Annotated in this window: 10 protein-coding genes; 3 read left to right on the top strand and 7 right to left on the bottom strand. The window is 54.4% G+C overall.

Annotated elements, in window-relative coordinates:
• Positions 1–124: 124 nt before the first annotated feature.
• From WG929_RS09785 to WG929_RS09755, 7 genes are all read right to left on the bottom strand, one after another.
• On the bottom strand, positions 125–592 hold the full coding sequence (locus WG929_RS09785; protein ID WP_416205886.1) for a flagellar export protein FliJ: 468 nt from the start codon (positions 590–592) through the stop codon (positions 125–127).
• A gap of 53 nt (positions 593–645) precedes the next feature.
• Positions 646–1,989, bottom strand: coding sequence for a flagellar protein export ATPase FliI (fliI, locus tag WG929_RS09780; protein ID WP_416205885.1), 1,344 nt, complete (start codon positions 1,987–1,989; stop codon positions 646–648).
• Positions 1,976–3,109 (bottom strand): FliH/SctL family protein, encoded by a 1,134-nt coding sequence (locus WG929_RS09775; RefSeq protein ID WP_416205884.1) that lies wholly within the window; start codon positions 3,107–3,109, stop codon positions 1,976–1,978. Before WG929_RS09775 ends, fliI begins: the two co-directional genes overlap by 14 nt.
• A 1-nt stretch (position 3,110) precedes the next feature.
• Entirely contained in the window at positions 3,111–4,127 is a 1,017-nt protein-coding gene (gene fliG, locus WG929_RS09770; protein ID WP_369857288.1) for a flagellar motor switch protein FliG, read from the bottom strand.
• Complete coding sequence (gene fliF / locus WG929_RS09765) at positions 4,120–5,811, bottom strand: flagellar basal-body MS-ring/collar protein FliF (RefSeq protein ID WP_369857286.1); 1,692 nt, start codon at positions 5,809–5,811, stop codon at positions 4,120–4,122. Before fliF ends, fliG begins: the two co-directional genes overlap by 8 nt.
• Positions 5,812–5,860: 49 nt before the next feature.
• On the bottom strand, positions 5,861–6,352 hold the full coding sequence (gene fliE / locus WG929_RS09760; protein WP_416205883.1) for a flagellar hook-basal body complex protein FliE: 492 nt from the start codon (positions 6,350–6,352) through the stop codon (positions 5,861–5,863).
• 763 nt (positions 6,353–7,115) lie between these two features.
• Positions 7,116–8,825, bottom strand: a complete 1,710-nt coding sequence (locus WG929_RS09755) for an AAA family ATPase (protein ID WP_416205882.1) — start codon at positions 8,823–8,825, stop codon at positions 7,116–7,118.
• 441 nt (positions 8,826–9,266) lie between these two features.
• On the opposite strand from WG929_RS09755, the gene WG929_RS09750 reads away from it, so the two are divergent.
• From WG929_RS09750 to WG929_RS09740, 3 genes are all read left to right on the top strand, one after another.
• On the top strand, positions 9,267–9,410 hold the full coding sequence (locus tag WG929_RS09750; RefSeq protein WP_416205881.1) for a hypothetical protein: 144 nt from the start codon (positions 9,267–9,269) through the stop codon (positions 9,408–9,410).
• A 472-nt stretch (positions 9,411–9,882) separates the two neighbouring features.
• Positions 9,883–10,698 (top strand): formate/nitrite transporter family protein, encoded by an 816-nt coding sequence (locus WG929_RS09745; RefSeq protein WP_416205880.1) that lies wholly within the window; start codon positions 9,883–9,885, stop codon positions 10,696–10,698.
• Between the two features lie 76 nt (positions 10,699–10,774).
• Positions 10,775–12,508: a bifunctional protein-serine/threonine kinase/phosphatase gene (locus WG929_RS09740; protein ID WP_416205879.1), complete on the top strand. Its 1,734-nt coding sequence runs from the start codon at positions 10,775–10,777 to the stop codon at positions 12,506–12,508.
• The last annotated feature ends 7 nt before the right edge of the window (positions 12,509–12,515 follow it).

Raw genomic sequence — 12,515 nt, 5'->3', positions numbered from 1 at the left:
CGAGCCGCTAGAAACTGGAGGTTTTTTTTTGATGACCCGGCGTAGGCTGCTGTTTTGCCAGAGTCTGGCGGAGGTCGGGAAGTGACAGATGACGATCAGTACTCCCGGCTATTGCAAGCAAGCCCTAACGGCGTACTGGCTGACATGCCTGGCGCGTACTCCATTCATCGGCCTGACGCTGTTCTGCCTGGGCTGCCTGACTGTGGAACTCCTGATCCAGCTTATCCATCAACCGGGCCAAGCTATCTGACTTCGCTTTTAAGCCCAGATAAAAATCGCGCGCGCGACGGATTCTGTCATCCAGCTGCGCCAGCTGTTCGGCCTGCCGATTGGCCGCCTGCTCCACCTGACTCAGGAAGCCAAGCAGATTCTGCACATTGGCACCGGAGAGTGCGGCTGCACCGGGAGCCGCAAGCTGCTGCCGGTAATCACCCGCGTAGCCTTCGAGCTGTTGCTGTTGCTGCAACTCCTGTAACTGCTGTTGCTGCAACCGTCCCCAGGCTGCCAGCGCCTGCTGTTCTGCACGCTGAGCCTGTTGCCATATCGGTAGCAAACGGCGAGCACGGGGATGAAAACGGCGAGCATCGGGCATGGTTACCTTCCTGTTTGAGGGCCGTCATAGTTACGTCGAGGCTATACGGGGTGCTACCCGGCAGCTAACGCCGGAATCAGAGCTGTCAGTTGCGCTTCGCTGTCAGCCAGACTGGCACCTGCATCCAGTCGCTGACGCAACATATTCTTGATCGCGGGCAAGCGCTCTATCGCCATATCCAGCATCGGGTCGCTGCCCTTCTGATAAGCACCCACACTGATAAGATCCTGATTCTGGCGGTAGTGAGACACCAGCTGCTTGACCAGCTGAGCGCGCTGTAGCCAGTGTGGTGGGACAATATGGGGCATCACCCGGCTGACGGACGCCTCAACATCGATAGCCGGGTAATGACCTTCTTCGGCCAAGCGTCGGGACAAGACGATATGGCCATCGAGAATGGCCCGGCTGGCATCCGCAATCGGATCCTGCATATCGTCGCCTTCACTCAACACGGTATAAAACGCCGTAATCGAGCCGCCACCCGCAATGCCGTTACCGGTACGTTCGACCAGCTTCGGCAGCTTGTTAAACACCGACGGTGGATAGCCCTTGGTCGCTGGCGGCTCCCCCACCGCCAGTGCAATTTCACGCTGGGCCTGGGCATAACGGGTGAGCGAGTCCATCAGCAGTAATACCTGCTCACCCTGGTCGCGGTAGAATTCCGCCACCGCCGTACAATACTGGGCTGCTCGCAGTCGCATCAGCGGAGAATCGTCAGCCGGGGAAGCAATCACCACCGCTCGTTCCATACCTTCTTCGCCCAGAATGTCGTCAATAAATTCCTTCACTTCGCGGCCGCGTTCGCCAATCAGCCCCACCACCACAATATCGGCGGTGGTAAAGCGGGTCATCATGCCCAATAGCATGCTTTTACCCACACCACTGCCAGCAAACAAACCGATACGTTGACCACGCCCTACTGTCAGCATGCTGTTAATGGCCCGGATACCCACATCGATGGGGGTTCGGATCGGATCACGCTGTAGCGGGTTAATTGGCTGGCCCTGCAAATGCCCTTGCTGCGGTTGCAGCAACGGCCCTTTACCATCTAATGGTCGTCCGGTTCCATCCAGAACCCGACTCAGCAGGCCGTAGCCAACCGGTACATCCGCGCTGCCATTCAATGCCCAGACCCTGGCACCGGGCTTGAGCCCATCCACCTGTTCGATTGGCATCAGGAAGACGCGCTGATCGTCAAAACCGACCACTTCGGCTTCTATTTGATCCGTCCGATCCGCGTGACTGGTGCGTTCTACCGCGCAGCGATCACCAATACGTACATTCAGGCCTACGGCTTCCAGAGTTAGCCCGACCATGCGTACCAATCTTCCGGTCACTCTGGGGTGATAGGTGGTTTTAACCGCCGGTAGTTGCGCCCAGGCGTCAGAGAGTTTCATCGGCGTCTTCCGCTGGTATTGCAGAAATGGATTCTGGCTCTGGCTCTGGCTCTGGCTCTGGCTCTGGCTCTGGCTCTGGCTCTGGCTCTGGCTCTGGCTCTGGCTCTGGCTCTGGCTCTGGCTCTGGCTCTGGCTCTGGCTCTGGCTCTGGCTCTGGTTCAACAGGATTTACCGCTGGCTGCCAGGTATCAAGCGTCTGCTCCAGATCAACCGCACGCTGTTCGTCATCCGGCATCTGCTGATAAAGCAACGGTGCCAGTTCTTCCAGTAACTGCTGCAGATGGTCGTACACCCGATAGTCTGCGCGACTATCGGTGGTTTTAATCACACATTCTCCGGCTGACAACTGACGATCGATACTGACATTCAGCTGCTCGCCAAACTCGGCCAATTCACCTTCCAGGTGCGCGGCATCCTCGGCGGCGATATAAATCCGCGCACTGGTCTCTTCGCCGTCGGGTAACTGCGCCAAGGCAGACTGGACATATTGGTAAATGGCACGGGCACCATGAGTCAGCTCGCAGCGCAATACCTGTTCGCAAGCCATCACCACCAGCCCGGTAATCACCTCCGGCAGTTCGCTATCCCGCTCCAGAATACGCGCACAGGCCAGCTCGTTCAGGGTCGTCAGGCGCTTGTTCAGATCGGTTATCTGCTGCTGCCCGGCCGCCAGCGCTTCGGCCTTGCCTTCGTTAAAGCCGATGGGTTTGCCCTCGGCTTGGCCTTGTTGCAGACCCTCTTGCTGACCACGTGCCAAACCGTCGTCGTAGCCTTTTTTTTCACCCTGCTGACGGCCTTCAACCAGACCTTGTTCGAGGCCCTCGTTGTAGGCCTGCCGACGAATATTTTCAAGTTCTTCGGCAGTCGGAAAGCTCAATTCCGCTGCATCGATTGTGGTCTGAACCGCGTCGGTTGCGTGCGTTGACGTGGTGGTGTCTCTGGAGGGCTTCGCAGCAGGTGGCGGACTTTTTTTCGCCGCCAACGCCAACGCACCGGATTGAACAGAGGACTCCGGTTTCCTCACCTGAAAGTCGACGTCTTCCGTCCAGAAGGGCAGCTTCCACGGTTTTGCCTGCTTTCCCTGCTTATCTAACAGATGTTCTGCATCTTTGTTAGCCATGTTACATCATGGCCTCGCCGCCACCGCCCAGCACAATCTCGCCAGCATCCGCCAGACGACGGGCAATGGTCAGGATTTCCTTTTGCGCACCTTCCACTTCGCTGACCTTGACCGGCCCTTTGGCCTCAAGATCGTCACGCAGCAATTCAGCAGCGCGTTTGGACATGTTCTTGAAGATTTTTTCCTGCACCATGGGATCGGCACCTTTAAGGGAAACAACCAGCAGATCGGTGGAAACTTCGCGCAGCAGCGCCTGAATCCCCCGATCGTCGACGTCGCCGAGGTTGTCGAACACAAACATCAAATCCTGGATCTGGGTACCCAGATCCTCGTCGACCTCGATAATCCGCTCCAACAGCTCGGCTGCCATGGTGCTGTCGACCATGTTGACGATATTGGCGGCCACCTTGACGCCGCCCATGGTGGTCGTTTGTGCACCGGCCTTGCCAGAGAATTGACGCTCAAGAATATCATTCAGCTCTTTTAACGCCGCTGGTTGCACCGCTTCCAGCGAGGCAACACGCATGATGATGTCGAGACGAACCTTTTCATCAAAGTTGGAAAGAATTTCTGCCGATTGGTCGGAATCCAGATACGACACCACAATCGCCTGGATCTGCGGATGCTCCTGACGGATCAGATCCGCGACCTGGCGGGGTTCCATCCATTTGAGTGAATCCAGACCCGAGGTATTACCCCCCAGCAGAATCCGATCGATCAAGGCACCAGCCTTGTCGGAGCCCAGCGCCTGCGTCAGCATATTGCGGATATAGTCATCCGAGCCGAGACCCATACCGGTCTGGCCAGACACGGCTTCGAGAAATTCAGCCACCACGTTTTCGACCTGGGTCTGATGAATATTGGTCAGTGTTGCCATGGCAGTACCCACTTTCTGTACTTCTTTTGGCCCCATTTGTTTGAGAATTTCTGCTGCGTCCTTTTCACCCAGACTCATCAGCAGAATAGCAGCTCGCTCAACACGACTGAGTTTGCTTGGATCATTTCCGGTATCAGGCATTTTCTTCATTCACCCATTTGATGACAGCTTGTGCTACCCGAGCCGGGTCTTCAGCAATCAATCCCTTGATTGCATCCAGCTGACGTTCATAACTTTCGGACGCACCAGGCAACAGCAGTTGTTCCATTCCGGCGATGGAGACCTTGTCTTCATCCATACCGGAGTCGGCATCTTCGAGTTCATCCAGCAGGATGCCATCGTCATCTTCGCCCTTGTGGGAGAGGCTGCGGAATGTCGGCCGGATCACACCAAAGATCAGAATCAGAATAAACAGACCCGCTAACACCTGTTTGAGAATTTCCCAGAACCAGGGTTGGGTCCAGAATTCGGGTTCTCCCAGCGCCAGATCCCGCTTGCCCATAAAGGGCGAGTTGATGACGTTGACGCTGTCCCCACGAGACGCGTTAAACCCAACGGTATCCCTGACCAGTATTTCCAGGCGCTGCAAATCGTTATCTGTCCATGGAATATAGACCACCTCACCTTCCGCGTTGGTCGTTTCGCGGTCATTCACCACCACGGCAACGGTCAATCGCTTCAGGCGTCCCACTTGATGCTGTTTAAAGCTCAGTGTCCGATCGATTTCGTAATTCCGGGTAGCTTCCGAGCGACGCTTGCCCGTCCCAGCGGCAGCACCAGTCCCGATGGCCTGCTCTGGCGCGGTAGCCGCCGCTGGCGGCTGGTTGGACAAGGCACCGGGAATACCGCCCGCCGCGTTGTCGCCGTTGGCTTCATCGACCAGCTGCTCACTGCGCAGGGCGATCAGATCAGGGTTGTAGAGTTCCTCGGCCTGTTCCAGCCGGGTAAAGTCGACGTCGGCGGAGACTTCCGCCTTGTAGTTGTTCTCACCCAGTACCGGTTTCAGAATGTTGTTCACCGCCTGAATGATGTTGTCTTCCACTCTCTGGCTGTAGTCCAGCTGTTTGGCCGCCAGCATTTCTTCACTGGCCTCTTCCACCTTGGAAAGCAAATTACCATGCTGGTCGACCACCGAGACGTCACTGCGATCCATCTCGCTGACGCTGGACGCCACCAGATTGATAATGGCTTCGACCTGATCTTTGGACAGATCCCGCCCCGGAAACAGCTCCAGAAAGACCGAGGCTCTTGGCTTGCGCTGATCCCGCACAAACACCGATTGTTTGGGTAACGCCAAATGCACCCTGGCATTACGCACCGATTTGACACTGGCAATAGTACGTGCCAGCTCTCCCTCCAGGCCCCGGCGGTAGCGGGCATTTTCGATAAACTGACTGGTGCCCAGCGAGCTGTCTTTATCCAGCACTTCCAGGCCGACGGTCTTGTCATCGATCAGGCTGGCAGCGGCCAGCTTCATACGAGCTTCGTGCAGATCCGCCGCTTCGACCAACAGAATCTGGCTGCCAGGATCAATTTCAAAGGCAATGCCTTCGCGCTGCAGTACTTCAATAATATCTTGGGCGTTATGGTCTTGCAGACGATGAATCAACGGCTTCCAGCTTGGCTCCTGCGACCAGAGCAAAATTGCAATCGACAGCGCAATGACCAGAGCAATCCCACCAATCGTGGCAATCTGGCGAGCCATCGGCAGCTTGTTAAAACCCAACAGTACCGGATGGCCGGAACCGGATGCCAACTCATCTGCCTTGTGGGGATCAACTCCCGCAGCGGCGACATCTTCTGCTTTGGCAGGTAAATCAGCCATGACCGTACTTCCTGAATGATGGATTAGATAACGTCATCACGACGGCCACTTACAGCGGCATGTTCATGACGTCTTTATAGGCTTCGACCAGTTTGTTACGTACCTGGGTCATGGCCTGAAACGAGACGGAAGACTTCTGCATCGCGATCATCACTTCCGGCAGATCTATGGTCGGATCACCCTGTTCAAAACGGCTGGCCAGGCTGGCTGAATGTTGTTGGGTTGCGTTAACGCCATTAACGGCATTTCCCAGCATGGCCTGGAAATCGGGGACGTTGTTATCGCCCCGTTGAGGCTGACCCGACGCCGCCGTACCAGTTGCCGCATCCAGCTGTTGGCTTAGCTGCGACTGAAACGAAGCAGGATTAATACCGCCAACCGAGCTGCCGGAGGTCACTTGCGTCGTGGTTCTGGCCGACAAGCTAGGGTTGATTGGCTGTTGCAGCTGCGGCGCAGACATCTGTTCTTGCTGGCTACGAAGCTGGGTTTTGACCTGACGCATCTGCATCAAAACCGAATTCACATCAACACGATTAACCATAATCCTTCCCCATGACTGGTTTATCCGCTCGCCAGTGCATTGACACTGACGATTTACCGTCTGACGTCGCAGCAAAAAAGTGACGTCTTTCTGACGGAAATACACAAAATTGAGCACTACAGGGGATAGAGCAACTAGCTTGCCAAGTTGTGAAAAGAAAGAACGGAGAGAAAAGCTGGAAAGAGAAAGCTGGGAGGGCGAGCTGCCATGCTCGCCAGCCATCGTGTGTATCAACGTCAATACGATTAGCAGAGTTAGCAGGCACGGCGGCCTGCGCTCCCAGAAGATTCACAGCCGCTGGGAGGACGAGCTGCCATGCTCGCCAGCCATCGTGTGTATCAACGTCAATACGATTAGCAGGGTTGGCAGGCACGGCGGCCTGCGCTCCCAGGATTCAACACTCAGGCAACCCCCTGGCCAGCGATTCACAGCCGCTGGGAGGGCGAGCTGCCATGCTCGCCAGCCATCGTGTGTATCAACGTCAATACGATTAGCAGGGTTAGCAGGCACGGCGGCCTGCGCTCCCAGGATTCAACACTCAAGACAACCCCCAGGCCAGCGATTCACAACCGCTGGGAGGGCGAGCTGCCATGCTCGCCAGCCATCGTGCGTATCAACGTCAATACGATTAGCAGGGTTGGCAGGCACGGCGGCCTGCGCTCCCAGGATTCAACGCCCAAGACAACCCCCAAGCCAGCGATTCACAACCGCTGGGAGGGCGAGCTGCCATGCTCGCCAGCCATCGTGTGTATCAACGCCAATGCTATCTGCGTTTGCTGTGGTCGATATCCATACCCCGAAAAACACTGCAGCGCTCGAACGCCTCCAGTGTCGGCTCCGTCGACTTGTACAGGCAATATTTGGACACCAGTCGTGACAACCCTTTAATGTCTCGCCCGGTCGCCGCCGGAAAGACATCGGTCAGGGTTCCCAGTAATTCGGTACTGATCTCCAACCCGAACTGACGCGTCATCACATCCCAGATTTTTTGCCGATCGGCCCGTTCCGGTGGATGGTATTTGATCAATGCGATACAACGGGAGACGATAGCTTCATCAATATCTTCCACCCGGTTAGTGGTCAGAAACAGCAAGCCATTAAAGTATTCCAGCACCCGCAGGAACACTCCGACCACGGCATTGGCGGCAATATTGTCATCCCGGCGCTTGATATACACATCCGCCTCATCAATCAACATCACCGCACCCCAGCGCTGCGCTCTGGTCAGGGTATCCTTCAGCGCCAACTCCATTTCCTTAACATTCAGACCCAACTGCCCGGAATGCACCCGATATAACGGCCGTTTGATAATTTCCGAGTACACCTCCGCCGTCAGGGTTTTACCCACCCCAGGCGGCCCGGCACACAACACCGTCGTACCACCGGATTTGCCTTCGACAATATCGTCCATCAGCACGTCCATTTCTGCCGTCAGAATATCAATCAGATCGGTTTGCTCCGGCGGCAAAATCAGTTTGTCTTTCAGCTCTGGTTGATAAATATAGGGTTCCATATCATCAACATGCACCCAGACATGATGGTGCAGTTCCAGATGGAACATCAGCATATAGCCGTGAACCGGCAACTGGGTAAACACACCCTCTGGAACATTCGCCATCAGGGCTTCAACCCGTCGTTCCACCTTCTCGTCAAAATTCATACTGCGCCCGGCCTTGCGCAGGTATTTACCCAGAATCTGACCCGGCGCATCCAGCGTCAACTCACGTTCCTTGAGCACTTCCTCATCGTTCACCAACCGCGCCTTGCCACCACCCGACGACAAAACCACCAGATTTTTACGCGACCAGTCGGTTGTACGATGACTGGAACCCGGATCCTCAGCAAAAATGCCCGTACCCGCGCCGGAAAACTGCATCCCGTAGTCGGAACGCCAGTCAAAAAATCGACTGGCTGATGCATCGTAAGCGGCAATTAACTCGGGCGTTTCTTTCAGAAACCCCTTACTGGCGAAAATTTCCGCCAGTGTATGACCCTCGATATCACGCTCACGAATAATCAGATTCTCGGTCGAGATTTTAGCCATGGCATTGGCTTTTAACTCCAGCATGATCCGGCCCGTTTCTTCCTCACCGGGCGGCGTAAAATCGATGCGGGTAACCAGATAGGCAATAGGTTTGCCGGAAGTCACCACCCGAAATAACCAGCCATTAATCACATTCTGCAACAAATATTCTGTGATAGCCGCGACCAGCAGCTCCAGATTACCCGATTCAAACCGTTCCCCTTCCGTCGCCATCGCCTGCTTTAACGTCGCAAGCTGCGCCGCCTGGCCTGCCATTGCCGGGCCAGCCTCGGCATACAACTCACTCAAAAAGCCGAGCTGATCGACCGTAAGCTGGACAAACGGCACCTCTGCCCGATGGCCAAAACGCAGCTGCTCGGCCAAAAACGACAACGTCGGAAAACGCTCGACCAGCGCTTCTACATAAATACGATGAATGTTCAGTTTCATAATCAACACTTAAAAGAACGTCAGTTGACAGCGGCTGTTGCAAGCTCCAGACCACACACTAACGTGTTGATTTTATTGAAAAATAGAAAAATTTACCGCGCGATTGTCGCAATCAAGAAACGCCGTCTGTCGTAAATCATACAGGCCGTGGAAATAAACTGTGGGAATGAACCGACACGTAGGTTTGAGGGAGTGTTCAGTTTTCTGTGTCATTTGGCTAACCCGACCAAAACAGGAAATGACACACCATGTTCGATAACACATTTGAAATTGATGTACAGGCTTTTGCCAAGGCCCTGCAGTCCGGCCAGCCCATTAACGGCAAAGATGGCCTCTGATCAAACAGGTCACGGCAGCTGCACTGGCAGGTGAAATCGCAAGACTGGCTTCACTCATGGAACCATCAAAACCTTGTCAGGGCAATTTGAGCGGGATACTCACGTGATCTCGCCCCAGACCGTGAAGAAGTCTCAGACTCGTCTGACCGATGAGATGGAGCGCAAGGTGCTGCCGCTGTTCGCGTTCAGCAACAGCTACGAGAATATTCGCGAACACCTGTTAGATCGCTGTGGCATGAAACAGTAACAGCGGCTGCTCGGAGCCTCCTCGGTACGCACTGATTCTGCCAGATGTTTATCCCTGCCAGAACGCGCACTTATTTAGAGCACTTGAAAAATCATGGCCCTAAAATAACTCACCAATAATTCCATGAGTAATAGCCTGATGGATCATTTGCTATATTAAAATCATAACAAATAGTTAAAAATCAATTAGTTGAAAATATTGGCATATTAAATGCATTATAATTTTCAGTCGGTGAATCAATGGTGATTCCCGGTCTAGCAAACAACGACGTTGAGTGCTTCCCTGGCTTTTGCCTACGGATGGTGCCACGTCGTGCTCTGCAGCATGTCGAAACACCTCGTTCGGACAGGTTCAAAACGCCAGCGATCACTCAATTCAGTGACCTGAGCATTCGTGTTAGCCCTTTGGCTGCATGAACCAACTATTCGGTATCGACCTTGACCCGATACCTACCGAACCAGAGGAATTTGATATGTCCTATCTCGCGCCTTCCGAGTTTGTGACCAAGATGGTCGATGCCGGTGAAGAAAAAATCTTCATGTCTACCAAAGACACCCTGATCCGTGCCTTTATGGCCGGTGCAATCTTGGGTCTGGCTGCCGTATTTGCCATTACCGTTGCAGTGAAGAGCGGCTCTCCAATTCTCGGTGCCTGTCTGTTCCCGGTTGGCTTTATCATGTTGTACCTGATGAAATTTGACCTGTTGACTGGTGTGTTCACACTGGTGCCGCTGGCACTGATCGACAAGCGGCCAGGCTGTAACATGCCGCAACTGCTGCGCAACTGGGGTTTGGTGTTTATTGGTAACTTCGCAGGTGCTCTGATGACAGCCTTTATGGTGTCTTTCATCCTGACTTATGGCTACAACACCGATGGTGGTGCCATCGCCGAGAAAGTGAGCCACATCGGTGAGTCCCGCACCATGGGTTATGCTGCCCACGGTCTTGATGGTTGGCTGACCATTTTTATTCGCGGCATGTTGTGTAACTGGATGGTATCCATGGGCGTGGTTGGCGCCATGATCTCAACATCGGCTACCGGCAAAATGGCGGCTATGTGGATGCCGGTTATGCTGTTCTTCTTTATGGGTTTTGAGCACTCCATTGTGAACATGTTTCTGTTCCCATTCTCTATGATCATGGGGGGTGACTTCACCTTTATGCAGTACTTGATCTGGAACGAACTGCCTACGGCACTGGGTAACTTGTTTGGTGGCTTCCTGCTGGTCGGTCTGCCACTGTACTTCACCCACGTACGCACCGGTTCCAAGCGCCAACTGGGTTCTTGATCCCTTCCCATGATGCAAGCTAGAAGAGAGGGCCGTTGGCCCTCTTTTTTGACTAACAGATGTCAGGAAATCATGCATGACCCACTGCCTCTGTATTGCCGCAGGCCAATATTCTGACAAGGGTATTAAAGCCAAAAACCAGGACTACCTGGGTCTGGTCAGCCCCACACCGCCCCGGCTGATTCTCAAGGGCATCACAGCGGCGATTGCGGATGGTATCAGTAGCAGCGACGTCAGCCATATTGCCAGTGAAACCGCCATTAACAGCCTGCTGGAAGATTATTACTGCACTTCAGAAACCTGGACCGTGCAACACTCCGGTGAGCAGGTCATGCGGGCGATTAACAGCTGGCTCTATTCGCAAACCCGGCGCAGTGACTTCCGCTTTGATATCAACAGGGGTTACGTTTGTACTCTCAGTGCGCTGATTTTACGCGGCCATAACGCCCATATTTTTCATGTTGGTGACAGCCGTATATACCGACTGCGAGATCAGGCGCTGGAACAGCTCACCAGCGATCACCGACTCTGGGAATCTGCCCAAAAGAGTTATCTGGCCCGCGCCATGGGTATGGCTGACTGTGTCGAGGTTGATTATCGCCATACCAGCCTGCAAGCCGAGGATGTATTTATCCTCACCACCGACGGTATCTATGAATACGTAACACCGGAATATCTACGGGAAACCATTCGCCAGCACCCTGATGATCTGGATAACGCTGCCGAGCAGATCGCCCGGCATGCACTGGATAACGGCAGTGACGACAACCTGAGTATCCAGCTGATCCGCATTACTGCCGTCCCCGCCAGCAGCCAGACATCGCTACAGCCCGACATAACCCAATTGCCACTGCCTCCGGCGCTGGAGCCAGGCATGACGTTTGATGGCTACGAGATCATTCGTAACCTGCATACCACCAGCCGCAGCCATGTATTTCTGGCCCGTGATCTGCCCAGTAACGAAAAAGTCGTACTCAAGCTGCCGTCTGTCGAGCAGCAACACGATGAGGACTATCTCGAACGTCTGATGATGGAAGAGTGGATTGGTCGGCGCATCCAGAATGCCCACGTTATCCAGCCATGGATACCGGACAGACCTCGCCAATATCTTTATACCGTCAGCGAATACTTTGAAGGCCGCACCCTGGCGCAATGGTTAAGGGACAATCCCAAACCGACACTGGAGCAGGTACGCGTCATCATCGATCAGGTTGCCCGTGGTCTGCGTGCTTTTCATCGACTGGAAATGCTGCATCAGGATCTCAAGCCAGATAACTTGATGATTGACGATGAAGGACGATTAAAAATCATCGATTTTGGTTCCACCAGCGTGCGTGGACTGGCAGAAATCGGACTCGACAATAGCAACGAATTGCCCGGTACGGCTCTGTATATGGCACCGGAATATTTTCTTGGTCAGGGAGGCCAGCCACAGTCTGACCAGTTTTCGCTGGGGGTGCTGGCCTACCATTTGCTAAGCGGAAAATTCCCTTATGGCGTGGAAGTGGCACGCTGCAAATCAGTGTCTGCCCAGCGGCGACTGCAATACCGCAGCATTCTGGTGAATGAGGAGTCTGAAGTGCCTGCCTGGGTCGATGACGCGATCCAGAAAGCAACCCGCATTGATCCGTACAAGCGCTACGACGATATGTTCGAGTTTGTGCACGACCTGCGCACACCGAATCAGGATTTTTTACGCAAGGCCCGCCCGCCACTGATGGAACGTAATCCGGTGGCTTTCTGGCAAGGCGCCGCCATCATCGAGCTGGTCGTACTGTTGATGCTGGCCTATCAGCTGGTTGTTGGCTAACAGGACG

This window comes from Oceanobacter antarcticus (genome assembly GCF_044962685.1).
Taxonomy (GTDB): domain Bacteria; phylum Pseudomonadota; class Gammaproteobacteria; order Pseudomonadales; family Oceanobacteraceae; genus Oceanobacter; species Oceanobacter antarcticus.
The sequence above is the reverse complement of the archived record's forward strand: the minus strand, read 5'-3'. Positions and strand labels throughout refer to the sequence as shown.

Excerpts from the sequence above, each read along its gene's own strand:
- fliI (WP_416205885.1), bottom strand. The coding sequence starts at position 1,989 with ATGAAACTCTCTGACGCCTGGGCGCAACTACCGGCGGTTAAAACCACC.
- WG929_RS09785 (WP_416205886.1), bottom strand. The coding sequence starts at position 592 with ATGCCCGATGCTCGCCGTTTTCATCCCCGTGCTCGCCGTTTGCTACCG.
- WG929_RS09740 (WP_416205879.1), top strand. The coding sequence starts at position 10,775 with ATGACCCACTGCCTCTGTATTGCCGCAGGCCAATATTCTGACAAGGGT.
- WG929_RS09745 (WP_416205880.1), top strand. The coding sequence starts at position 9,883 with ATGTCCTATCTCGCGCCTTCCGAGTTTGTGACCAAGATGGTCGATGCC.
- fliG (WP_369857288.1), bottom strand. The coding sequence starts at position 4,127 with ATGCCTGATACCGGAAATGATCCAAGCAAACTCAGTCGTGTTGAGCGA.
- WG929_RS09775 (WP_416205884.1), bottom strand. The coding sequence starts at position 3,109 with ATGGCTAACAAAGATGCAGAACATCTGTTAGATAAGCAGGGAAAGCAG.
- fliF (WP_369857286.1), bottom strand. The coding sequence starts at position 5,811 with ATGGCTGATTTACCTGCCAAAGCAGAAGATGTCGCCGCTGCGGGAGTT.
- WG929_RS09755 (WP_416205882.1), bottom strand. The coding sequence starts at position 8,825 with ATGAAACTGAACATTCATCGTATTTATGTAGAAGCGCTGGTCGAGCGT.
- fliE (WP_416205883.1), bottom strand. The coding sequence starts at position 6,352 with ATGGTTAATCGTGTTGATGTGAATTCGGTTTTGATGCAGATGCGTCAG.